Origin of the sequence: Xanthobacter sp. AM11, from assembly GCF_047444035.1 — a bacterium.
In the GTDB taxonomy this organism is placed as follows: Bacteria; Pseudomonadota; Alphaproteobacteria; order Rhizobiales; family Xanthobacteraceae; genus Xanthobacter.
In genome coordinates, this window is sequence record NZ_JBLAOA010000001.1 from 1,000,293 (window position 1) to 1,023,498 (window position 23,206).

A 23,206-nucleotide genomic window follows, 5' to 3' on the forward strand; every position below is an offset into this window, starting at 1 on the left:
CCGATGCCCAAGGCCCGCCGTCGCCCCGCCGCCGATGCGGTGCTGCACACTGCGATGCCCGCCCCCGCTCCGCGCCTCGACCTCATCCCCGAGGGCATCAAGCTCGCGGTGCGGCGCCGCGGGCGGGAGATCGTGGGCGCGGCGCTCCTCGTCGCGTCGCTGACCGCCTTCCTGGCCCTCGGCTCGTGGTCGGCGAGCGACCCCAGCCTGTCCAACGCCACCCATGCCGAGGTGGCGAACCTCCTGGGTCGGCCGGGGGCGGTGGTGGCCGACCTTCTGGTGCAATTGTTCGGCCTCGCGGCGCTGGCGGTGGTGCTGCCGCCCTTCTATTGCGGCTGGCGGCTTTTGACCCATCGCCCGTTCAGCCGCGAGCGGATGCGCACCGTCATGTGGATCTTCGGCGTGCTGGGCGCCACCGCCTTCCTCGGCGCCATGCCCCCGCCGCAGGGCTGGCCCGGCCTGACCGGCCTCGGCGGGGCGCTGGGCGATCTCTTCCCGCGCGCGGCCGGCGCCCTGCGGGGGGCGGCGCCTTCCGCCCTCGACGCCATGGTGGTGGGTGCGCTCGGCCTCGTCATCGGTGCCGGCGGCCTGTTCCTCGCCTTGAGCGGCGGCCGCCGCACGCCCCTGAAGGCAGCCCTCTGCGATGCCCCCGGCGAGGTGGGCGACGAGGACGAGGACGACGACGGCACCTCCATTTCCCTCGGCGCCCTCACCCACACCTTCCTGTCGTGGAAGGCGCGGATCTTCGCCGGCGGGCGGCCCGGCCGGCACGACACGCCCCTGCGTGCGCCCGGCGCCGCCGCGGCGCGGGCCGCCGGAGCCATCGGCCCGGCCAGCCGCGTGGAACCCCGCATGGACGGCGCCGACCCGCACCCGGGCGACACCGCCGTGGCGGAGGAGGCCGAGGCCGCCCGCGGCGACGGGCGCAGGCCCCGCGGCACGGCCGGCAAGCGCGGCGGCGGCCGGCGCGCCGGCTACATGCATCCCTCCCTCGACCTTCTGACCCCGCCCGCGCCCGCCAAGGCGCCCGGCACCAACCCCGCCCTCACGCCCGAGATCCTGGCCCAGACCGCCAAGGAGCTGGAAGGCACGCTGCAGGATTTCGGCGTGCGCGGCGAAATCGTCCAGATGCGGCCCGGGCCGGTGGTGACCCTCTACGAGCTGGAGCCGGCGCCGGGCATCAAATCGTCCCGCGTCATCGGCCTTGCCGACGACATCGCCCGCTCCATGAGCGCGGTTTCCGCCCGCGTGGCCGTGGTGCCGGGGCGCAACGCCATCGGCATCGAGCTGCCCAACCAGAGGCGCGACAAGGTGCTGCTGCGCGAGCTGCTGGCCACCCGCGACTTCGGCGACAGCGGCCACAAGCTGGCCATCGCCCTCGGCAAGACCATTGGCGGCGACCCGGTGATCGTGGACCTTGCCCGCATGCCGCATCTTCTGGTCGCCGGCACCACCGGATCGGGCAAGTCGGTGGCCATCAACACCATGATCCTAAGCCTGCTCTACCGGCTGAAGCCGGAGCAGTGCCGGCTCATCATGGTGGACCCGAAGATGCTGGAGCTTTCCGTCTATGACGGCATCCCCCACCTCCTCGCCCCCGTCGTCACCGACCCCAAGAAGGCGGTGGTGGCCCTGAAATGGGCGGTGAAGGAGATGGAGGACCGCTACAAGAAGATGTCGAAGCTGGGCGTGCGCAATATCGACGGCTTCAATGCACGGGTAAAGGATTCCGCCGAGCGGGGCGAGACGCTGGCCCGCACCGTGCAGACCGGCTTCGACCACGAGACCGGCGACGCCATCTACGAGCGCGAGGAGATGAACCTCGAGCCCCTGCCCTACATCGTCGTCATCGTGGACGAGATGGCCGACCTCATGCTGGTGGCGGGCAAGGACATTGAAGGCGCCATCCAGCGCCTCGCCCAGATGGCGCGCGCCGCCGGCATCCATCTGGTGATGGCCACCCAGCGCCCGTCGGTGGATGTCATCACCGGCACCATCAAGGCCAATTTTCCCACCCGCATCTCGTTCCAGGTGACCTCGAAGATCGACAGCCGCACCATCCTCGGCGAAATGGGCGCCGAGCAGCTGCTGGGACAGGGCGACATGCTCTACATGGCCGGCGGCGGGCGCATCTCCCGCGTGCACGGGCCGTTCGTCTCCGACGAGGAGGTGGAGAGCGTGGTGAAGCACCTGAAGGCCCAGGGCGCCCCCTCCTATGTGGAGGCGGTGACCGCCGACGACGACAGCGAGGGCGAGGACGGCGCCGTGTTCGACAAGGGCGGCATGGGCGACGAGGGGCAGGACCTTTATTCCCAGGCCGTGGCCGTGGTGACGCGCGACCGCAAATGCTCCACCTCCTATATCCAGCGCCGGCTGCAGATCGGCTACAACCGCGCCGCCTCCCTGGTGGAGCGCATGGAGAAGGAGGGGCTGGTGGGCGCCCCCAACCATGCCGGCAAGAGGGAAATTCTGGTGACCGACGAAGCGGCCGAATAGCCGCCCGGTTCCCGCAGACCGGGCCCGCCAGGCGCTTGCGCCGGGATGCGCCGGGCCACAGGATCGCCATAGGGCAGCTGTAGCAAGCCCTGACTGCCCGCCCCTTTCGAACGCCTCGCGCCAGAGACCTTGATGATGCCGAGCCGCCTCCTCTCCCTTTCCGCCTTCTTCCGGGCCACGGCGCCCGTGCCGCGCGGCGGTGGGGCGACCGCTGCCCTCGCGGGCATGGGCCTTGCTTTGGCGCTGATACTGCCGGGCGGGAGCGCCGGCGCCCAGGCCCTCCAGCCCCCGGGCGACCTGATGCGGCCCCAAGGCAGCGCGCCGGGCGGCCAGACCGCCGCGCCCCAGACCGCCGCGCCACTGCCGCCGCAGAAACCGGGCGGCGCTTCCGCCCAGTCCGGCAGCCAGGCTGCCGGCAATCAGGCGGCCGCCAAGCCCGGTGCCCCCGCGGCGCCGACCGCGGACGGGCGCGCCACCCGCGCCACCATTGACCGCGTGACCGCTTATTACAATTCGGTGCAGGCGCTCTCCGGCACCTTCACCCAGACCGACCCGGACGGCACCCGCCGCGGCGGCAATTTCTACATGCAGAAGCCCGGCCGCGTGCGCTTCGAATATGATGCGCCCAGCCCGGTGGAGCTGATTTCCAACGGCCAGTCGGTGGCGGTGCGCGACCGCAAGCTGAACACCCAGGACATCACGCCCCTGTCGCAGACGCCGTTGCGCTTTCTGCTTGCCGAGCATGTGGACCTCGGCGCCGACCCGCATGTGAGCGGGGTGTTCCAGGACGACACCTTCGTGACCGTGGTGATGCAGGAGCAGGTGCCCATGATGGGCACCTACCGTCTGCTGATCCTGTTCGATACCAAGACCGCGGCGCTGAAGCAGTGGATCGTCACCGACCCGCAGGGCTACGACACCCAGGTCACCCTTTCCAACCTGCAGGTGAACAAGCGGCCCGACCCCAAGCTGTTCGTGATCAATTTCGACCGGATGCTGCAGTAGAGGCCCGGGATCGCGGCCGGATCACGCAATCGTGTTCCGGTTGATCCGGCGGCATCTTCCATCCTCGCATCTTTCCTTGCCGAGCGGGCCGCCTGTGATGCCCTACATGGGCGTGCGTGCGCGAATGGCGGCCGACAAGGTGCCCTCGTCGAGATAATCAAGCTCCCCGCCCACCGGCACACCCTGGGCCAGGCGGGAGACGCGCACATCGAGGCCCCGCAGGAGGTCGGTGATGTAATGGGCGGTGGTCTGCCCGTCCACGGTGGCGCCCAGGGCCAGGATCACCTCGGACACCGCATCCTCGTGCACCCGGGCCACCAGCTTTCCCAGGTTCAAATCGTCCGGCCCCACTCCGTCGAGGGGCGACAGCACCCCGCCGAGCACATGGTAGCGTGCATTGAGCGCCCCGGCCCGCTCCAGGGCCCACAGGTCGCCCACATCGGCCACCACCACCAGCGTGCGGCCATCGCGGGTGAGGTCGGAACACACCGTGCAGGGATCGCAGACATCGATATTCCCGCAGCGGCGGCATTCCACGATCTTGCCGAGGGCGTCCCCAAGGGCCGCGGACAAAGGCGCCATGAGCGCCTCCCGCTTGCGGATGAGATGCAGGGCCACCCGGCGGGCCGAGCGCGGGCCGAGCCCGGGCAGGCGCGCGAGCAGCTGGATGAGGCGCTCGATCTCTGGACCGGCGACGGCACGGGACATGAAGGCGGCGGCTCCCTCGGCCACGGGGCGGTGCCCCCGGCCCCGCCCCTGAAAGAAAAGCAAGAACAACCTTTTGACGCTGCAAACCAGAAGCGCCGCCCGGCCCGCGAAGACAGCTCCCGCCGCCGGCGGGCCGGTGAATCGCGCTTCTAAACTCAAGAAAGAGCGCGATCCGCTCAGATGGAGCCGCGCCGCGGCTTCATCTGAGCGGTGGATCGCCCTCTAAACTCAAGAAAGAGAACGCGGTGTCCGATCAGCTTGCGGTGCAAGCTGATCGGCGCGTGCTCTAAGTACTGCGCGTTCAGGGCCTGTACCAGCACATTCCCGCAGCACAGCGGCGGTGTCCTCATGTCACGGTACGTCTCCCGGGTATTGCCATTCATTTCTGAACAACAGCGGGCGATCGCGGGCGCAAGCACGACCTCAACCATGCGCCTGCGCACCTTTCGATGCAAAAGCCTCAAGCGCGACCGGCAGTTGAGCCGCCGCAGCCCTGTACTTCCGGGCCCGTGCACCAGAGAAATTCTTTCACAAACAGGGGCAGGTGCCGGGCGACCGCTGCGGCGCCAAAGCGCACCGGCATCGCGCCCGGGGAACACCTCGCCGCACCGATGACTTCAACTGTCACCGCGCCGAATCGCGGTTGTCGGAATGATCAAATCCCCCCTCAGCGCTTGCGTCCCGGCCGTGCTGAGCACTGCTCAAACCCGCATTATTGCTCACTTTCCAAGAGTTTTTAGAGAGCGGATTGTATTTGTCTTCACAGGTGCTATAGACTATTTGGGAAAGTTGAGATGCCGATTAGGCGTCGGCCGGCGGCAGTGATCGTGCTCCGGTCATTGAAGCCCATAAGCAGAAAGGGACTCCCGTGAGCGAAACTGCCTCCAATTCCCCGTCGCCGAGCCACATTGACTGCACCGCGGACATCGTCGCGGCCTATGTGAGCAACAACAGCGTCGCGGCGGCTGAGCTTCCGGCCCTGATCGAGGCCGTTTATCGCGCGCTCGGGCAACTTGGCACGCCCGCCGCCCCGCAGGTGGAAGAACAGAAGCCCGCAGTTCCGGTGAAGAAGTCGGTGACGCCCGAATACATCATCTGCCTGGAAGACGGGAAGAAGTTCAAGTCGCTGAAGCGTCACCTGCGCACCAGCTACGGCATGACCCCGGAAGTCTACCGCGAGAAGTGGGGCCTGCCGAAGGATTACCCCATGGTGGCCCCGGCCTATGCGGCCGCGCGCTCCGAGCTGGCCAAGAACATGGGCCTCGGCCAGACCCGCAAGAAGGCTCCGGCCGCCCCGGTCAAGAAGCCCACCCGCCGCAAGGCTGCGGCCTGAGGGCAGGACCACCGCGGACGCCCGTTTCCCGCGCACACCGCGCAGGCGCAAACGGGGTTTCCGCTGACGACGGATGCAGAAATGCCCGGCCTTGGCCGGGCATTTTGCTGTGCGTGGAAGCGATTTCGCGCCCGGGGGTAGCGGCTCAGTCCAGGCCGAGGCGCCGGCACACCTCGTCGAGCTGCTCCAGGCTCGCATAACGGATGCGCAGCTCGCCCGCCTCGCCCTTGCCTTCGATGCTCACCGCAAGCCCGAGAGCATCGCACAGGCGCTTTTCCAGTGCGCGGCTGTCGGCACTCTTGCGCTCCGGCGCGGGTGCAGGCCGGCTGCCCTTGCCGGGCTGCGTGCCGCGCGTCTGCGTCATGCCGGCAATGGCCATGCGCGCCTTGGAGAGGGCTTCCACGTCGCGAACGGTCAGCCCCTTCTCCACCACATCCTTCGCCATCCGCTCGGGATCGTCGCAGGCCAGCAGCGCCCGCGCATGCCCGGCGGAAAGCCGCCCGTCCGCCAGATAGGCCTTCACGCTCTGCGGCAGCTTGAGCAGGCGCAAGGTGTTGGCGATATGGCTGCGGCTCTTGCCGATGACCTTGGCGAGGTCATTCTGATTGTACGAGAATTCCGCCATGAGGGCTTCGTAGCCCTGCGCCTCCTCCACCGCGTTGAGGTCGGCGCGCTGCACGTTCTCGATGATGGCGATCTCAAGCGCCTCACGATCGGTGAGGTCGAGCACCACCACCGGCACGTCGTGCAGCGCCGCCCGCTGGGCCGCGCGCCAGCGGCGCTCGCCGGCCACGATCTCGAACGTATCGGGCGTGGTGAGCGGGCGCACCACGATGGGCTGGATGATGCCCTTCTCGCGGATGGAGGCGGTAAGGTCCTCCAGCCCCTCCTCCAGGAAGGCCCGCCGCGGATTGCGCGGATTGGGGCGCACATGCTCGATGGGCACGCGGCGCGGTCCGCCCCGGGCCGGCTGCGCCCGCGCGCCCGGCGCCGCCTGCGGCTCTCCCATTTCCCCGATCAGCGCGGCAAGGCCGCGGCCGAGCCGGGAGCGCTGTTCATCGGCCATCGTCTCGTCTTTCCGTTTCTCGTGTGCGCCGGTGCGGGAACGCTCAGGCGGCGGCCACGGCACGCGCCGCACGCTCGCGCGCGATCACTTCCGATGCGAGCCGCAGATAGGCCTGCGAGCCCACGCATTTCAGATCATAAAGCAGCACCGGCTTGCCATAGGACGGGGCCTCCGACACCCGCACATTGCGCGGGATCACGGTTTCATAGACCTTGTCGCCCATGAACTGGCGCACGTCCTGAACCACCTGCTCGGACAGGTTGTTGCGCCCGTCATACATGGTGAGGACGATGCCGTGGATGACGAGATCGGGGTTGAGGCCCACCCGCACCTGCTCCACCGTCTTCATCAGCTGCGACAGCCCCTCCAGGGCGAAGAACTCGCACTGCAGCGGCACCAGGATGGCATCCGCCGCCGCCATGGCATTCACCGTGAGCAGAGACAGGGACGGCGGGCAGTCCACCAGCACATAAGAGAAGCGCGGGCCGGTGGGGTCGGCCGCCAGGGCTTTCAGCGCACTGCGCAGGCGGAAGGCACGGTCGCGCTCGGCGGCGATCTCCAGCTCCAGGCCCGAAAGATCGAGGGTGGAGGGTGCCACATAGAGCTGCGGAACGCCGGTCTCCATCACCGTCTCGCGCAGGGAGGCCTCGCCGATCAGCACGTCATAGGTGGAAAGCTTGCGCGAGCGCCGGTCGATGCCGAGGCCTGTGGAGGCGTTGCCCTGGGGGTCGAGGTCCACCACCAGCACGGTCTCGCCGATGGCGGCAAGGGCGGTGCCGAGATTGATGGCGGTGGTGGTCTTGCCCACGCCGCCCTTCTGGTTGGCGAGGGCGAGCACGCGGGGGGCGGCCGGGCCACCGGCGGAAAGGGCAGGGGGATGCGTTTCGGTCATGGCGCTTTGGTCCTCGACGCGTCGGTTTCTGGCGGCCCGCCGGCGTTGCCCGGTTCCGCCGTAAGGGAAGGCCCGGCGGGCGGGGCTGCCTTCGCCACGCGCCTCGCGCCCTTGACCAGGAGCACCCGCCCGTGCGGATCGCTCACGCTGGGACGCAGGTCAAAGTCGAGTGTCCAGCCTTTGCGGGCATCGGTCAATTCTCGCTCCGCATCGCGCCCCTTGGGAAAGATGCCGAGGGCACCCGCCGCGAGGAACGGCTCGGCAAGATCCAGCAGTTTCGGCAGCGGCGCGAGGGCGCGGGCGGACACCACCTGCGTGCCCGGCGCCAGCGCTGCGGCCACCGCCTCGATGCGTTCCGCATGAACGGTTACGGGCAGGCCGGCGAGGCGCGCGGCCTCCCGCAGGAAGGCGGCCTTGCGGGTGTCGCTCTCCACCAGATGCACATTCGCCCCGGCACGCTCGGCCAGCGCCGCCGCCACCACCAGGCCGGGAAATCCGCCGCCGGAGCCCAGGTCCACCCAGCGGCGCACATCTTGCGGAACATGGTTAATCAATTGCAGCGAATCGGCCATGTGCCGCTCCCACAGCTGGGGCAGGCTGGCGGGGGCCACCAGGTTGATGGCCTTCTGCCATTTCACCAGCAGCTCGGCGATAATCATAAGCCGGCTGAGTGTTTCACGTGAAACGCTGCGGGCCACGCCTTCGCGCCCCGCGTCCGCCTCCACCTGCCTCATGCCGCGCCCCCTGCCGCAAACCAGCGGTCCGTCCCCATGTTCCACAGCCCCGGCATCAACCCTGGGCTCCCGCCCGCCGAGCGTGCGTGGCCAGAAGGGCCAGAGCCGCTGGGGTCATGCCCTCCATGCGCCCGGCCTGGCCTACCGTGCCCGGGCGCACCCGCGCGAGCTTCTGCTTCAGCTCGTTGGAAAGCCCCGGCAGGTCCCCATAGGAAAGGTCTTCCGGCAGGGCCAGCGCCTCGTCCCGGCGCAGCATGCGGATGTCCGCCGCCTGCCGCTCCAGATAGACCGCATATTTCGCGTCGATCTCCACCTGCTCGGCAATGGATGCCGGCAAGGCGGAAAGCTCGGGCCAGATGGCCGAGAGCCGCGCCATGTCCAGATCGGGATAGGCCAGAAGATCGAACGCACTGCGCCGCTGGCCATCCTGGTTCACGCAGAGCCCATGGCGCGCGCCCTCGGTGGGGGTCAGGGTGAGCCCCCGCGCCAGCGCCCGGGCACCGTCCAGCGCAGCTTGCCGGCCGGCGAAGTGGGCCGCACGCTCCGCCCCCACCAGGCCCAGCTCCGTGCCACGGGCGGTGAGCCGCTGGTCGGCATTGTCGGCGCGAAGGGTCAGCCGGTATTCCGCCCGCGAGGTGAACATGCGGTAGGGCTCGCTGACGCCGCGGGTCACGAGGTCGTCCACCATCACGCCCAGATAGGCCTCGGCCCGGTCGAACACCACGCCATCGCCGCCGCCGGCCCGCCGCGCGGCGTTCAGGCCGGCCAGAAGCCCCTGAGCCGCGGCCTCCTCATAGCCGGTGGTGCCGTTGATCTGCCCAGCGAGGAACAGGCCGCCCACCCGCCTTGCCTCCAGGGTGGAGGTCAATTCGCGCGGGTCCACATGGTCATATTCGATGGCATAGCCCGGCCGCAGCACCGCCACCCGCTCCAGCCCCGGAATGGTGCGCAGGAAAGCGTGCTGCACCTCCTCCGGCAAAGAGGTGGACAGGCCGTTGGGATAGACCGTGTGGTCGTCCAGCCCCTCGGGTTCCAGGAAGACCTGATGTCCGTCCCGGTCGCCGAAGCGGACGATCTTGTCCTCGATGGAGGGGCAATAGCGCGGCCCACTGCTCTCGATGCGGCCGGAATACATGGCCGAGCGTGAGAGGTTGGCCCGGATCAGCGCGTGCGTGGCCGGCAGGGTGCGGGAGATGCCGCATTCCACCTGCGGGTTGGGCAGCCGCGTGGTGAGGGCGGAAAACGGCTCGGGCGGGTCGTCGCCGGCCTGCATCTCCAGGCTCGCCCAATCAATGCTGCGGCCGTCGAGCCGCGCCGGGGTTCCGGTCTTCAGCCGGCCGAGGGAGAAACCGAGGCGAGAGAGGGCAGGGGAGAGGCCCAGGGCCGGCTTCTCGCCCATGCGCCCGGCGGGGAAGCTCACCTCGCCCATATGGATCAAGCCGTTGAGAAAGGTGCCGGTGGTGAGCACCACGGCGCCGCAGGACAAGACCCGCCCGTCGGCGAGAGCAACGCCGGTGATGTGGCCGGCGACCACGTGAAGATCGTCCGCCTCCCCTTCGATGATGGAGAGATTGTCCTGCGCCGCCAGCGCCTGCTGCATGGCCCGGGCATAGAGCTTGCGGTCCGCCTGGGCCCGGGGCCCGCGCACTGCCGGCCCCTTGCGCCGGTTGAGAAGGCGGAACTGGATTCCGCCGGCATCCGCCACCCGGCCCATGAGGCCGTCCAGGGCGTCGATCTCCCGCACCAGATGGCCCTTGCCGAGCCCGCCGATGGCGGGATTGCAGGACATGGCGCCGATGGTGGCGCGCGAATGGGTGAGAAGCGCCGTGCGCGCGCCGAGCCGTGCCGCAGCCGCGGCGGCTTCGCATCCGGCATGGCCGCCGCCCACAACGATCACGTCGAAGGCTGCGGGAGAGGGGGCTTGGGTCATGGCGTTCCGGGCAGAGATGGCGCGGCCGGCGCCGCCCCTTCTGGAAACGCCCACTTTCGGGCGGCGTCAAGGCCGCAGGGGGTATTGGGCGCACCCGCCACGCCATTGGCCACACCGGCGCGGTGTTTCACGTGAAACATCGGAGCGGCGGGCCACCCCGCGCCCCTTCACTTGCCGATGCAGAAGGTGCGGAACAGGGCGTCCAGCACATCCTCCACATCCACCCGGCCGATGGTCTGGTCCAGCGCACGCACGGCGAGGCGCACCTCCTCGGCGCGCAATTCCTCCCGGCCACCGAAATCCGCCAATGCCCGTTCCAGGTGAAGGGCCGCCGCCTCCAGCGCCAGCCGCTGGCGCTCGCGGGTGATGAGGGCCGGCTCGCCGCCACCCAGCGCTGCCACCCGTTCCTCCACATGGGCCATGAGCGCCTCAAGACCCGTGCCGTCCTGCGCGGAGATGGCGAACCAGCCGGGCGGGGCCGCGCCGCCGCCATCCCGCTTGGTGCGCACCATCACCGCCGCAGAAAGGCCGGGGGGCGGGGCGGCCCCATCCTCCGCCAGCCACAGCACCAGGTCCGCAGCCTCGGCCCGCGCCAGCGCCCGGCGCACCCCTTCCGCCTCCACCACATCGCTGGTTTCGCGCAGGCCGGCGGTGTCCAGCACCGTCACCGCCTGGCCCGCCAGTTCCAGATGCACCTCCAGCACGTCGCGCGTGGTGCCCGGAAGGGGCGAGACGATGGCCGCCTCCCGGCCGGCGAGGCGATTGAGCAAGGTGGATTTTCCCGCATTGGGCGGGCCGGCGATGGCCACCACCAGCCCGTCCCGCACCCGCTCGCCCCGTCCGGCATCGGCCAGTGCCGCCACCAGCTCCCCGCGCAGCCGGGAGATGACCGCCGCCGCTTCGCCGGAAAGATCCGCCGGCACATCCCCTTCGTCGGAGAAATCGATGGCGGCTTCCAGCAGCGCCAGGGCGGCAATGGCCCCCTCGCGCCAGCCCTCCACCCGGCGGGAGAGGGCGCCGGAGGCCAGCGCCAGGGCCTGCCGCCGTTGCGCCTCGCTCTCCGCCGCCACCAGGTCCGCAAGGCCTTCCACCTCCGCCAGATCGAGCTTGCCGCTGGCATGGGCGCGACGGGTGAATTCTCCCGCCTGCGCCGGCCGCAGCCCCGGCAGGCGGGACAGGGCCCCCAGCACCGCCGCCACCACCGCGCGCCCGCCGTGCAGATGCAGTTCCACCACATCCTCCCCCGTCGCGCTGGCAGGGCCGGGGAAGAACAGCAGCAGGGCGCGGTCCAGCACCTCCCCGCTGGCGGGGTCCTGCAGCGCGCCGAAGCGGGCATGCCGCGGCGGCGGCAGCACCCCGGCCAATGCCAAAGCGGCGGCGACGGCGGCGGGACCCGACACCCGCACCACGGCGACACCCGCCGGCAGCCGCCCGGAGGAGAGGGCGAAGATGGTGTCTGAAGACGACATGAGAGCACCTTCTCACAGGAGGGTTTGCGCCCGGCGCCGGAATGGCCGACCATGGCCCGTATTTTCCAGGAAGCATTAGCCCCGAACCGCATTGCCAGCAAAACCGGCCCTTCGCCGAAGGATTTGAAAGCCATGAGCGAGAACCGTCTCTCGTCCGAGACCAGCCCCTATCTGCTCCAGCACAAGGACAATCCGGTCCATTGGTGGCCCTGGGGCGAGGCCGCATTCGCCGAAGCGAAGACCAGCGGAAAGCCCATCCTGCTCTCAGTGGGCTATGCCGCCTGCCACTGGTGCCATGTGATGGCCCACGAAAGCTTCGAGGACCCGCAGGTGGCGGGGCTCATGAATGCGCTGTTCGTGAACATCAAGGTGGACCGCGAGGAACGGCCGGACGTGGACCAGATCTACATGTCCGCCCTCCAGCAGCTCGGCCAGAGCGGCGGCTGGCCCCTCACCATGTTCCTGGACCCGGACGGACGGCCGTTCTGGGGCGGCACCTATTTTCCCCCCGTGGCCAGCTATGGCCGGGCCGGCTTCAGCGATGTGCTGCAGCAGGTCTCCACGGTGTTTGCCGAGAACCCCGACAAGATCGAGAAGAACGCCAGCGCCATCCTCGCCCGGCTGGAGAAGGCCGGCCGCCCCGTGGATGCCGTCGCCATCGGGCGCCAGGAGCTCGCCGACGCCGCCGACCGCCTCGCCGAACGGTTTGATCCGGTGCAGGGCGGCCTGAAGGGCGCCCCCAAATTTCCCCAGTGCGGGCTTCTGGAACTCCTGTGGCGGCAGGGCACCCGGCGGAGCGACGGGCGGCTGAAGGCGCTGGTGGCCCTCACCCTCAACCGCATGAGCGAGGGCGGCATCTATGATCATCTCGGCGGCGGCTTCGCGCGCTATTCGGTGGATGAGATCTGGTTCGTCCCCCATTTCGAGAAGATGCTGTACGACAACGCCCAGCTCCTGGAACTGCTCGCCCTCGCTTATCACGACACCGGCGACAGCCTGTTCCTGCGCCGGGCACGGGAGACCGTGGGCTGGCTGGAACGCGAAATGCTGACCGCGGCGGGCGCCTTCGCCGCCAGCCTCGATGCCGACACCGAGGGCCATGAAGGCCGCTTCTATATCTGGACCACCCGCGAGGTGGAGGCGGTGCTCGGCGCCGAGGACGCCGCCTGGTTCAACCGCTTGTATGATGTGTCCCCGGCCGGAAATTGGGAGGCCGGCAACATCCTCAACCGCACCGATGCGGGCGTGGTGAGCGCCGAGGACGAGGCCCGGCTCGCACCCATGAGGGCGAAGCTGCTGGCCGCGCGGGCCACCCGTGTGCGCCCGGGCCGCGACGACAAGGTTCTGGCGGACTGGAACGGGCTGATGATCGCGGCCCTCGCCCGCGCCGGCGCCTTCCTGGACGAAGGCCAATGGGTGGCACTGGCGGAGCGCGCCTTCCACGCCATCTGCACCCACATGGTGACGGACGGGCGGCTCGCCCATTCCTGGTGCGGCGACAAGCTGGTGACCCCCGGCCTCGCCTCGGATCTTGCCGCCATGGCCCGCGCCGGCCTGGCGCTGCATGAAGCCACCGGCGCCCGCGCCCCGCTCGACCAGGCCGCCGCCTTCCTGGAGGCGCTGGAAACGCACCATCTGGATACCGCCACCGGCACCTATTTCTTCACGGCAGACGATGGCGGCGGCCTCATCCTGCGTCCGCTGGCCACCCATGACGAAGCCCTGCCCAATTACAATGCGGTGGCGGCGGACGCCCTGCTGCGCCTCGCCGCCCTTGCCGGCGACGACCGGCTGCGGGCGCGAGCGGACCGGATTCTGGCGGGACTTTCGGGGCCGGCGGCCAGGAATGTGCTCGCCCACGGTGCGGTCCTCAACGCCATCGACACCCGGCTCGGCCTTGCGGAGATCGTCGCCATGGGTCCGCGCGCGCCGGCCTTCACCGCTGCCGCGCTGGCCGTGCCCTTTCCCCTGCGGGTGGTGGTTCATGCCGGCGCCATCGCGCCCGGGGATGACGGCGGGCCGGACGTCATGGCCGCCCGCCTTGCCTCCGCGCCGGCCGATGGCGCCGCTTTTGTCTGCGTGGGGGAGCGCTGCTCCCTCCCGGTGACCGATCCGGCCATGATCGCCGCGACGGTCAGCGAAATGGCCGGATAGAGCCCCTCGGCCACCGGCGGCGTAAGGCCACCCCGCGTCAGATCGCGTCAGGCGTCCGCTGGCGCGGGGTTTTATCTGAACGATCTCTGGTTCGGACAAGCACAGGAAACGCCGCCAGCGGCTTTCCTATTCGATCAACTTTTAGTTGAACTCTGGTTGAAATACGGCTGATACCTGCAGCCCTGCCACAGGGCAGCCACGCTCAGGCCGGCGCCTTATCCGCGGGGGCGTCGTCCGCATATTTCAGCCAGATGGCCTTTTCCCCCAGCGCCGCGACGAAGGCCCCATGGGCCTGCGCCTCCGCATCGGAAACGCGGGAGGCCAGCGGAACTGGCCGGGGATGGGCCGCCTGCGCCGCGACCACGAGACGCGGCGCCTCGCTCGCATCCTCCACCAGGCCGATCAGGCTTGCCTGCCGCCCGCCGAGAAGTTCGCTATAGACCTCCGCCAGCAGTTCCGCGTCCAGCAGCGCCCCGTGCTTCACCCGGCGCGAGGAATCGATGCCGTACCGGTTCATCAGGTCGTCAAGGCGGTTGCCGCCGCCGGGATGCTTGCGGCGGGCCAGGGCCAGGGTGTCCACCACCCGGTCGCGGGCGATGGTGGGCCGCCCGGCCCGTTCCAGCTCCGCATTCAGGAAGCCGATGTCGAACGCCGCATTGTGGATGACGAGGGTGTCCTGCGCAATGAATTCCAGGAATTCATCGGCAACCTTCAGAAATACCGGCTTGTCCGAAAGAAATTCCGACGACAGTCCGTGAACATTGAAGGCCTCGAGCGGCATGTCTCGCTCGGGGTTGATATAGACGTGGAAGACGTTGCCGGTGAGGATGCGGTTGACCATCTCGACGCAGCCGATCTCCACCAGCCGGTCGCCGCCATGGGCCTCAAGGCCGGTGGTTTCGGTGTCGAGCACGATTTCGCGCATGTCTTTGCCTCAACCCTTCCTCACCGCGGGGCGCTGCGCCCCGGCCCCGCCAGCGCCCGCACGATGCCTTCCACCTGATGGCGGGCGGCGTCCAGCCCACGGGCAGTGTCGATGACGAAATGGGCGCGCCGGCGCTTCTCGGCATCCGGCATCTGCTTGGCCACAATGGCCTCGAATTTCTCTTCCGTCATGCCGGCCCGCCCCAGCACACGGGCACGCTGCACAGCTTTCGGCGCGCTGACCACAGCCACCGCATGGGTGCGGGCGCTGCCGCCGGTTTCGAACAGCAGCGGAATGTCCAGCACCACCAGCCGCGCCCCTGCCGCACGTGCCCGCGCCAGGAAAGCGTCCTCCTCGCCCCGCACCAGCGGATGCACTATGGCTTCGAGCCGGCGCATGGCCTGCGAATCATTCAGCACCCGGGCAGACAGGGCCGCGCGATCAATGGCGCCGTCCCGGACGACCCCGGGAAAGGCCGCCGCCACCGGCGCCACCGCGGCCCCACGATAAAGGGCATGCACGGCCGCATCGGCGTCATGCACCGGCACCCCCAGGGCGCGGAACATGGCGGCCGTGGCCGATTTACCCATGCCGATGGAGCCGGTGAGGCCGAGAATCCACATGGTGCGATCAGGCCTCCAGCTGGCCCTTGGCGGCAAGGTCGGCGATGAGATGCGCGCGCAGCTCCTCCGTCACCTGCGGCCGCACGCCGAACCAGCGCTCGAACCCCGGCACCCCCTGGTGCAGCAGCATGCCAAGCCCATCCACCGTGGGCAGCCCCAGCGCCGAAGCCGCCTTGAGGAAGGGGGTCTTGAGCGGCACATAGACGATATCGCTCACCACCGTACCCGGCCGGAGCCGCGACAGGTCCAGCTGCAGCGGTTCCGAGCCCTTCATGCCGGCGGACGTGCAATTCACCAGCACATCCGCATCCGCCATCATGCCGGCGGCCCGTTCAAGGGTGACAGGCACCACGGCAGGACCGAACAGCGCGGCCACCGCCTGCGCCCGCTCCAGCGTGCGATTGGCCAGCACCACCCGGCCGAAGCCCCGGGCAACCAGGGCATGAACGATGGCGCGGGACGCTCCACCGGCGCCGAGCACCAGGGCCAGGCGCCGCTCCCTGTCCCAGCCGGGCGCGCCGGCATCGAGATTGGCGATGAAGCCGTAGCCATCCGTGCTGGCGCCGAACAGCCGGCCGTCCTCCAGCCACAGCGTGTTCGCCGCGCCCAATGCCGCCGCGCTCTCATCCGCCTCATCGAGCACCGAAAAGGCGATTTCCTTGTTCGGGGCGGTGACGTTGCAGCCCACATAGCCGCGCCGGGCGAGGGAGCGATAGAAATCCGCAGCGCCCTCCGGCGGCACCTCCTCGCGCGCGTATGCGCCGTCGATGCCATAGGCCTTCAGCCAGAAGCCATGGAGCAAGGGCGAGCGTGAATAGATGACCGGCTGCCCGGTGATGCAGACGCGGATGGTCACGGCAGAAGACCCTGGGCGCGGAAGAAGGGCAGAAGCTGCAGCAAGGGCAGGCCCAGAATGGTGAAATGATCCCCGTCCACCCGCGTGAACAGATGCACCCCCACCGATTCGAGCTGATAGGCCCCCACCGAGGTGAGCACCCGCTGGCCGGCGGCGGCAAGGTAGGTCGCCAGCGCATCCTCGCTCAGGGGCCGCATGGTGAGGAAGGCGCTGACCACGGTGTCGAACATCACCGTTCCGTCCATCGCCACCGCCACCGCCGAATGCAGGGCATGGGTGTGCCCGGCCAGCTCCATCAGCTGCAGCCGTGCCGCCTCCACCGTCTCCGGCTTGTGGTAGATCTTCGGCCCCAGCGCCAGCGTCTGGTCGGCGCCGAGAACCAGCCGGCCGGGCGCCGCCCGCGAGCCGGCCAGCGCCTTCGCCCGCGCCAGCAACAAGGCGATATGGGCCGGGTCCACATCCTCGCCGGCCTGGGCCTGAAGGCTGCGCTCGTCCACCTCGGCCGCCACCGTTTCAACCGGCACCCCGGCATGGACCAGGAGGGTCAGGCGCGTGGCACTTTTCGATGCGAGCACGAGCGGCTGTTCACCACGCCACACGGTGGCTTCTCCTTCTCATGTTTCTGCGATGGCCCGCCGGCGGCGCTCGCTGTGGAGCGCATAGATGGTGGCCGCCGTCTCCTCAATGGACCTTCGGGTCACGTCGATGAGGGGCCATCCGTTGCGCGCGCAGAGGCGGCGGGAGAAGGCGATCTCCTCGGTCACCGCCTCGCGGTCCGTATAGGATGTGCCCGCCTCTCCGGCGTTCAGGCTGAGCAGGCGGTTCTGGCGGATTTCCACGATGCGCTCGGGGCTTGCCACCAGCCCCACCACCAGCGGCTTCTTCAGCCGCTCCAGCCCGCCGGGAAGGGGCACATTGGGCACCAGCGGAATGTTGGCGGTCTTGATGCCGCGATTGGCAAGATAGATGGAGGTGGGGGTCTTGGAGGTGCGCGAGACGCCCAGGAGCACCACGTCGGCGTTCTCCAGATCCTCGGTCATGTGCCCGTCATCGTGCATGACGGTGAAGTTCAGCGCGTCTATGCGCTTGAAATAGCTTGCATCCAGCGAATGCTGACCGCCGATCCGCGGGGTCGGCTCACCACCGAGATAAGATTGGAACAGCTGGATCACCGGCGCCAGCACCGACATGAAGGGCACGCCGAGTTCCCGGCAGCGCCCCTTCAGCCGCTCGCGGATCTCCTTGTCCACCAGGGTGTAGAGCACGATGCCGGGATTGCTCTCCACCTCGCTCAGCACCCGCTCCAGCTGCTTCATGGAGCGCACGAGGGGGTAGACGTGCTCGATGGGCAGCACGTTCGCATATTGCGCGCACGCCGCCCGCCCCACGTTGATGAGGGTTTCGCCGGTGGCATCCGAGACAAGGTGCAGGTGAAAGTAGCTCTCGGCCGGCGACTTCGAGGATGACACGATTATCCACCGCTCCTGTGGAACACTGTGGAGGAAGGCACGGCATCGGGCATCGCGCAAGAGCGGCCTTTGGACAGCGGTGACAGTCATCCACATTCCAACCCGACGGGACAGATTCCCTCCACCCCCTGTGCGTCCATGTGGACAGGCCCGCAGGCCCCCGGCATTAACCCTTCATTAACCTGCCTTTCGCCGGCTTCGCATCTGCGGCAAGTGCGCCGGTTTCGAAGAGCCAATCTGTGGATCGGTTGTCGAGCGCCCGGCGAATGGTTAATCAACTCCTAAGACTCCAAAGACTCTCTCTTTAAATAATATCTCTTTGATTGAAGGACCGGGATGGACCGCACCCAGGCGACGCGATCGCCCTTCCTCGCCGTGCTCGACGGAACCCCGCTTGATCCGCCGCCGTTCTGGATGATGCGGCAGGCAGGGCGCTATCTGCCCGAGTATCGGCAGGTTCGAGCCGAGGCCGGCGATTTCCTCACCCTGTGCTACACGCCGAAGCTCGCGGCTGAAGTGACGCTGCAGCCCATCCGCCGCTACGGCTTCGATGCGGCCATCATCTTTTCCGATATCCTGGTGGTGCCCCATGCGCTGGGGGTCGATCTGACCTTCGAGGCGGGGGAAGGCCCGCGCCTGGCGCCCCTCACCGATGCCGCCGGGCTGGCGATGCTGCGGGGCGAGCTCGATCCGGCACGCACCCATCCGGTCTACGAGGCCATCGCCAGCGTGCGGGCCAGCCTGCCCGCCGAGGTGGCGCTGATCGGCTTCTGCGGCGCGCCATGGACGGTGGCGACCTACATGGTGGCGGGCTGCGGCACCGACGATCAGGCCCCGGCCCGGCTTCTCGCCCTTCGGGAGGAAAAGCTGTTCCAGAGCCTGATCGACCGGCTGGTGGAGGCCTCCATCATCCATCTGTCGGGCCAGGTGGCGGCGGGTGCCGATGCGGTGCAGGTGTTCGACACATGGTCGGGCGTGCTCGATCCCCTGTCGTTCGAGCGCTGGTGCGCCGAGCCCCTGCGCCGGATCGTCTCGGGGCTGCGGGCGCTGCATCCCGGCGTGCCGGTCATCGCCTTTCCGAAAGGCGCCTCGCTGGAGGCGCTGGAGCGGCTGGCGGACACCGGCATCAATGCCATCGGCCTCGACTGGACGGCGGATCGCACGGCGGCGCGGGCCCGCCTTTCCGGCAAGGTGGCGCTGCAGGGCAATCTGGACCCCCTGCGGCTTATTGCCGGAGGGGACGCGCTGGAGGAGGAGGTGGCTCGCATCCGGGCGGATTTCGCCGGGGCACCGCATATCTTCAACCTTGGCCACGGCATCCGGCCGGAGACGCCCCTTGCGCATGTGGAGCGGCTGGTGGAAGCGGTGCGGCGGGCGCGCTGAGCGGCTCGCCCGGCAGGAGACGAACGCGCGATGCTCTACGACTGGATCAAGGCCCTGCACGTCCTCGCGGTGATCTCGTGGATGGCGGGAATGCTCTATCTGCCACGGCTGATGGTCTACCATGCCACTGCGCCGGCGGGCGGCGAGGCGTCCGAGACGTTCAAGGTCATGGAGCGGCGGCTTCTGAAGGCCATCATCAACCCGGCCATGATCGTCGCCTGGCTGGCGGGCCTGTGGATCGCCTATGAGGGCGGCTGGTATCTTGCGCCGTGGTTCCATGCCAAGCTGGCGTTGGTGCTCGCCATGTCGGGCATGCACGGATTTCTGGCTCGCTGGGTGCGCGACTTCGCGCAGGACAAAAATGTCCGGCCCGCCCGGTTCTACCGGGTGGCCAATGAAATCCCGACCCTGCTGATGATCGGTATTGTCATTCTTGTGGTGGTCAAACCGTTTTGATCCGGCCTTGACCGCAAGGAGGGCTTGCGCCGGGCCGCCAGCCTGCCTATCTTGCGGCTGCTTTCCTGAACGCAGGCGAACGCGCTTCATTAAGTCCGGATCCGTCATTGGACCGGCCGGCGCGTCAGGCGGGACCATTGTGCCCCGGCTCGTCCTGAAGACCTGCGGTTCCCGTCCCTCCCCCCATGCCCCGGCAGCGATCCTTCAGCGATCGGCACCGGTGCACTCAAGACCCATCGAGGCTTTCCCTTATGCGGGAAGTGAAACTTCAAGACCTTAAGTCCAAGACTCCAGTGGAGCTCCTCGCCTTTGCCGAGGAGAACGAGGTGGAGAACGCCAGTACCCTGCGCAAGCAGGAACTCATGTTCGCCATCCTCAAGCAGCTCGCCGCAACCGAGACGGAAATCATCGGCGAGGGCGTCGTCGAGGTGCTCCAGGACGGCTTCGGCTTCCTGCGTTCGCCGGAGGCGAATTATCTCCCGGGCCCGGACGACATCTATGTCTCGCCCTCCCAGATCCGTCGCTTCGGGCTTCGCACCGGCGACACGGTGGAAGGGCAGATCCGCTCCCCCAAGGAGGGCGAGCGCTATTTTGCGCTTCTCAAGGTCAACACCATCAATTTCGAAGATCCTGAGAAGACGCGGCACAAGATCAATTTCGACAACCTGACCCCGCTCTATCCCGATGAACGTCTCAAGCTTGAGCATGAAGAGACGCAGGGAAAGAAGGACTTCTCGGCGCGAATCATCGATATCGTCGCCCCCATCGGCAAGGGCCAGCGCGGTCTCATCGTCGCCCCGCCGCGCACCGGCAAGACGGTGCTGTTGCAGAACATCGCCAAGTCCATCACCGCCAACCACCCGGAATGCTTCCTTATCGTGCTGCTCATCGACGAGCGGCCGGAGGAAGTCACCGACATGCAGCGCTCGGTGAAGGGCGAGGTGGTTTCCTCCACCTTCGACGAGCCGGCCTCGCGCCATGTGCAGGTGGCCGAGATGGTGATCGAGAAGGCCAAGCGCCTGGTGGAGCACGGCCGCGACGTGGTGATCCTGCTGGATTCCATCACCCGCTTGGGCCGGGCCTACAACACGGTGGTGCCGTCCTCCGGCAAGGTGCTGACCGGCGGTGTGGACGCCAACGCCCTGCAGCGCCCCAAGCGCTTCTTCGGCGCGGCGCGCAACATCGAGGAAGGCGGCTCGCTGACCATCATCGCCACCGCGCTGATCGACACCGGCTCGCGCATGGACGAAGTGATCTTCGAGGAGTTCAAGGGCACCGGCAATTCGGAGATCATTCTCGACCGCAAGGTCTCTGACAAGCGGGTGTTCCCGGCCCTCGACATCACCCGCTCCGGCACCCGCAAGGAAGAGCTGCTGGTTCCCGCCGACACCCTGAAGAAGATGTATGTGCTTCGGCGCATCCTCAATCCCATGGGCACGGTGGACGCCATCGAGTTCCTGCTCGACAAGCTGCGCCAGACCAAGACCAACGGCGATTTCTTCGATTCCATGAACACCTGAGGCGTTTGCGCCGCGACGGAATGGAGATGGCCGGGCATGTCCCGGCCATCTGCGCATTGGGCGCCTTGCCAGGGGGACGGACAAAGCCGCAACCCGGTGCCGCCCGCGATTCGCGCACCTTCCGTTCGCCCAGTGTTCCGCAGAGGGGATGCGGGCCGTGTCAATTCAGGACATCTGCTTAGGCCGGCCTTCCCGTTTGGGGTCGAAGCTCCTATCTTCAGGAAAACGCGCGGCCGTGGGTCCCCATTACGGGATGCCGCCGCATGATTTCTTTTGAGGATTGGCCATGTTCATCCAGACCGAAGCCACGCCGAACCCGGCGACCCTGAAATTCCTGCCCGGCCGCTCCGTGCTGGGGGAAGGGACCCTTGATCTGCGCTCCGCCGAAGATGCGGATCTGTCTCCCCTCGCCCAGCGCCTGTTCGATGTCCGCGGCGTCTGCGGCGTGTTCCTGGGGTCGGATTTCGTCACCGTCACCAAGGCGGATTCGGAATGGCCGCAGCTCAAGCCCGCGATCCTCGGCGCCATCATGGAACATTTCATGTCCGGCGCGCCCATGCTCTCGGAGGGGGTGAAGCCGGATGCCTCCGATCTCGACGAATTCTTCGAGGAGAAGGACGCGGAAATCGTCTCCACCATCAAGGAACTGCTGGACACCCGCGTGCGCCCGGCGGTGGCCAATGACGGCGGCGACATCACCTTCCGCGGCTTCAAGGACGGCATTGTCTTCCTCAACATGAAGGGCTCGTGCTCGGGCTGCCCGTCCTCCACCGCCACGCTGAAGAACGGTATCGAAAACCTGCTGCGCCACTTCGTGCCCGAGGTCACCGAGGTCCAGGCGGTATAAGGGAACGGCAGCATTAACCTTTCTGTCAGGTGAGCGGGCCGGGTTGCTTCCCCTCGCCACGGTTTCGGTTGATCGTGGCGGCGATTGGGGCACCCGCGTTCATGTATGTACTGGCCATAGACACGGCGCTCGCCGCTTGTTCCGTCGCGGTGCTCGACACCGAGACGGACAGCATCGTCGCGGGCGATTCCCTGCTCATGGAGCGTGGGCACGCCGAGAGCCTGATTCCCCTGGTGGAGCAGGTGATGGGGGAGGCCGGGCTTGATTTCGAGCATCTGTCGCGCATCGCCGTCACCATCGGCCCGGGCAGCTTCACCGGCCTGCGGGTGGGCCTGTCCGCCGCCCGGGGCTTCGGCCTCACCGCCAATCGCCCGGTGCTGGGAGTGACGACCCTTGCCGCACTTGCCGCGCCCTACCTCGCCCATGACGATGCGGTGCCGGTGGTGAGCGCCATAGATGCCCGGCATGGCCATGTCTTCCTGCAGATGTTCGGGGTTGGCGCGCGAACCCTCATCGCCCCGCGGGTGACCAGCGTGCGGGAGGCGGCGCGCTCCGTGGCCATCGGCGCGGTGCGGCTCGTGGGTTCTGGCGCGACGCTGGTGGCGGAGGCCTGGCCGCCGGCCGAGCAGCCGCCGGTTTCGGTGGACGACGTGCCGGCGCCGGACGTGGCATGGGTGGCGCGGCTCGGTGCGGTGGCGGACCCCGATGCGGCGGAACCGCGCCCCCTCTACCTGCGCGCCCCGGACGCCAAGCCCCAGGACAAGGCCCGCGTCGCCCGCCGATGATCAGCCTCCTCGACCGCTTCTTCCCGGCCCGCCCGCCGCATCTGCGTGATGCGGCGGCACGGGACATCCCCCACCTTGCGGCCATCCATGCCCGTGCCTTTGCCCGCGGCTGGGGCGCCGACGAATTCGAGCGCCTCCTGTCCGAACGCCATGTGCGCGCCCATGTGGCCTGCGAAGGCCCGCGCCGTCCGCCTTCCGGCTTCATCCTCTCCCATGTGGTGGTGCCCGAAGCGGAGGTGCTGACCATCGCCGTGGTGACCGACCGGCGCCGCCGGGGCCTTGGCCGGGCGCTGCTGGCGCATCATCTCGCCCGGCTGGCGGCGGAGGGCGTTTCCACCTCCTTCCTGGAAGTGGAGGAGGGCAACGCGCCCGCTCTCAGCCTCTACCGCTCCCTCGGCTACCGCGAAAGCGGGCGCCGGCGGGGCTATTACGGGGCCGGCAGCACCGATGCCCTGATGCTGCGTCGTGACTTTTGAGCCCGGCCGCCCCCTTGCGGCGGATCGAACGGGGGGCGATAAGGCGTCGAGTTCCCCGCGCTCCGTCGGAGGTCCCGCT

Annotated in this window: 22 protein-coding genes; 10 read left to right on the forward strand and 12 right to left on the reverse strand. The window is 68.5% G+C overall.

Annotated features, from left to right (window positions below):
* Positions 1-3: 3 nt before the first annotated feature.
* Together ACI7BZ_RS04705 and ACI7BZ_RS04710 are read left to right on the forward strand one after the other, a co-directional pair.
* Positions 4-2,496, forward strand: coding sequence for a DNA translocase FtsK (locus ACI7BZ_RS04705; protein ID WP_414116036.1), 2,493 nt, complete (start codon positions 4-6; stop codon positions 2,494-2,496).
* 132 nt (positions 2,497-2,628) lie between these two features.
* Positions 2,629-3,501 (forward strand): outer-membrane lipoprotein carrier protein LolA, encoded by an 873-nt coding sequence (locus tag ACI7BZ_RS04710; protein WP_414116037.1) that lies wholly within the window; start codon positions 2,629-2,631, stop codon positions 3,499-3,501.
* A 102-nt stretch (positions 3,502-3,603) separates the two neighbouring features.
* Here the strand turns inward: ACI7BZ_RS04710 and recR are convergent, their stop codons facing one another.
* A complete protein-coding gene (gene recR / locus ACI7BZ_RS04715) occupies positions 3,604-4,209 on the reverse strand; it encodes a recombination mediator RecR (RefSeq protein WP_414116038.1) in 606 nt (201 codons plus the stop codon).
* Between the two features lie 176 nt (positions 4,210-4,385).
* The gene (locus ACI7BZ_RS04720; RefSeq protein ID WP_414116039.1) at positions 4,386-4,640 is read right to left on the reverse strand and encodes a hypothetical protein; all 255 of its coding nucleotides are present in this window, start codon (positions 4,638-4,640) and stop codon (positions 4,386-4,388) included.
* 437 nt (positions 4,641-5,077) lie between these two features.
* On the opposite strand from ACI7BZ_RS04720, the gene ACI7BZ_RS04725 reads away from it, so the two are divergent.
* A complete protein-coding gene (locus ACI7BZ_RS04725; RefSeq protein ID WP_414116040.1) occupies positions 5,078-5,542 on the forward strand; it encodes a Ros/MucR family transcriptional regulator in 465 nt (154 codons plus the stop codon).
* A gap of 145 nt (positions 5,543-5,687) precedes the next feature.
* Here the strand turns inward: ACI7BZ_RS04725 and ACI7BZ_RS04730 are convergent, their stop codons facing one another.
* From ACI7BZ_RS04730 to mnmE, 5 genes are all read right to left on the reverse strand, one after another.
* A complete protein-coding gene (locus ACI7BZ_RS04730; RefSeq protein WP_414116041.1) occupies positions 5,688-6,608 on the reverse strand; it encodes a ParB/RepB/Spo0J family partition protein in 921 nt (306 codons plus the stop codon).
* Positions 6,609-6,651: 43 nt separating this feature from the next.
* Complete coding sequence (locus ACI7BZ_RS04735) at positions 6,652-7,500, reverse strand: ParA family protein (RefSeq protein WP_414116042.1); 849 nt, start codon at positions 7,498-7,500, stop codon at positions 6,652-6,654.
* The gene (gene rsmG, locus ACI7BZ_RS04740) at positions 7,497-8,234 is read right to left on the reverse strand and encodes a 16S rRNA (guanine(527)-N(7))-methyltransferase RsmG (protein ID WP_414116043.1); all 738 of its coding nucleotides are present in this window, start codon (positions 8,232-8,234) and stop codon (positions 7,497-7,499) included. Before rsmG ends, ACI7BZ_RS04735 begins: the two co-directional genes overlap by 4 nt.
* 55 nt (positions 8,235-8,289) lie before the next feature.
* The gene (gene mnmG / locus ACI7BZ_RS04745) at positions 8,290-10,164 is read right to left on the reverse strand and encodes a tRNA uridine-5-carboxymethylaminomethyl(34) synthesis enzyme MnmG (protein ID WP_414116044.1); all 1,875 of its coding nucleotides are present in this window, start codon (positions 10,162-10,164) and stop codon (positions 8,290-8,292) included.
* A gap of 167 nt (positions 10,165-10,331) precedes the next feature.
* Entirely contained in the window at positions 10,332-11,633 is a 1,302-nt protein-coding gene (mnmE, locus tag ACI7BZ_RS04750) for a tRNA uridine-5-carboxymethylaminomethyl(34) synthesis GTPase MnmE (protein ID WP_414116045.1), read from the reverse strand.
* 132 nt (positions 11,634-11,765) lie between these two features.
* Between mnmE and ACI7BZ_RS04755 the strand changes: the two genes are divergently transcribed.
* Entirely contained in the window at positions 11,766-13,787 is a 2,022-nt protein-coding gene (locus tag ACI7BZ_RS04755) for a thioredoxin domain-containing protein (RefSeq protein ID WP_414116046.1), read from the forward strand.
* A 202-nt stretch (positions 13,788-13,989) separates the two neighbouring features.
* Here ACI7BZ_RS04755 and dnaQ read toward each other — a convergent pair whose 3' ends face one another.
* From dnaQ to ACI7BZ_RS04780, 5 genes are read right to left on the reverse strand one after another with little or no spacing between them, the layout of a single operon-like run.
* The gene (dnaQ, locus tag ACI7BZ_RS04760; RefSeq protein ID WP_414116047.1) at positions 13,990-14,712 is read right to left on the reverse strand and encodes a DNA polymerase III subunit epsilon; all 723 of its coding nucleotides are present in this window, start codon (positions 14,710-14,712) and stop codon (positions 13,990-13,992) included.
* Between the two features lie 20 nt (positions 14,713-14,732).
* The gene (gene coaE / locus ACI7BZ_RS04765) at positions 14,733-15,335 is read right to left on the reverse strand and encodes a dephospho-CoA kinase (RefSeq protein ID WP_414116048.1); all 603 of its coding nucleotides are present in this window, start codon (positions 15,333-15,335) and stop codon (positions 14,733-14,735) included.
* A gap of 7 nt (positions 15,336-15,342) precedes the next feature.
* Positions 15,343-16,191, reverse strand: a complete 849-nt coding sequence (locus ACI7BZ_RS04770; protein ID WP_414116049.1) for a shikimate dehydrogenase — start codon at positions 16,189-16,191, stop codon at positions 15,343-15,345.
* The gene (locus ACI7BZ_RS04775; RefSeq protein WP_414116050.1) at positions 16,188-16,790 is read right to left on the reverse strand and encodes a Maf family protein; all 603 of its coding nucleotides are present in this window, start codon (positions 16,788-16,790) and stop codon (positions 16,188-16,190) included. The genes ACI7BZ_RS04770 and ACI7BZ_RS04775 overlap by 4 nt, the downstream gene beginning before the upstream one ends.
* A gap of 15 nt (positions 16,791-16,805) precedes the next feature.
* Positions 16,806-17,660 carry a pyruvate, water dikinase regulatory protein gene (locus tag ACI7BZ_RS04780; protein WP_414116051.1) on the reverse strand — a complete coding sequence of 285 codons (855 nt, stop codon included), beginning with the start codon at positions 17,658-17,660 and terminating at the stop codon, positions 16,806-16,808.
* Between the two features lie 336 nt (positions 17,661-17,996).
* Here ACI7BZ_RS04780 and hemE point away from each other — a divergent pair, with 336 nt between their 5' ends.
* From hemE to ACI7BZ_RS04810, 6 genes are all read left to right on the forward strand, one after another.
* Complete coding sequence (hemE, locus tag ACI7BZ_RS04785; RefSeq protein WP_414116052.1) at positions 17,997-19,043, forward strand: uroporphyrinogen decarboxylase; 1,047 nt, start codon at positions 17,997-17,999, stop codon at positions 19,041-19,043.
* Positions 19,044-19,073: 30 nt separating this feature from the next.
* The gene (gene hemJ / locus ACI7BZ_RS04790; RefSeq protein ID WP_414116053.1) at positions 19,074-19,499 is read left to right on the forward strand and encodes a protoporphyrinogen oxidase HemJ; all 426 of its coding nucleotides are present in this window, start codon (positions 19,074-19,076) and stop codon (positions 19,497-19,499) included.
* Positions 19,500-19,750: 251 nt separating this feature from the next.
* Positions 19,751-21,019 carry a transcription termination factor Rho gene (gene rho, locus ACI7BZ_RS04795; protein ID WP_414116054.1) on the forward strand — a complete coding sequence of 423 codons (1,269 nt, stop codon included), beginning with the start codon at positions 19,751-19,753 and terminating at the stop codon, positions 21,017-21,019.
* A 286-nt stretch (positions 21,020-21,305) separates the two neighbouring features.
* Positions 21,306-21,866, forward strand: a complete 561-nt coding sequence (locus ACI7BZ_RS04800; protein ID WP_414116055.1) for a NifU family protein — start codon at positions 21,306-21,308, stop codon at positions 21,864-21,866.
* 101 nt (positions 21,867-21,967) lie between these two features.
* The gene (tsaB, locus tag ACI7BZ_RS04805; protein WP_414116056.1) at positions 21,968-22,651 is read left to right on the forward strand and encodes a tRNA (adenosine(37)-N6)-threonylcarbamoyltransferase complex dimerization subunit type 1 TsaB; all 684 of its coding nucleotides are present in this window, start codon (positions 21,968-21,970) and stop codon (positions 22,649-22,651) included.
* Complete coding sequence (locus ACI7BZ_RS04810; RefSeq protein WP_414116057.1) at positions 22,648-23,127, forward strand: GNAT family N-acetyltransferase; 480 nt, start codon at positions 22,648-22,650, stop codon at positions 23,125-23,127. The genes tsaB and ACI7BZ_RS04810 overlap by 4 nt, the downstream gene beginning before the upstream one ends.
* Positions 23,128-23,206: the final 79 nt, after the last annotated feature.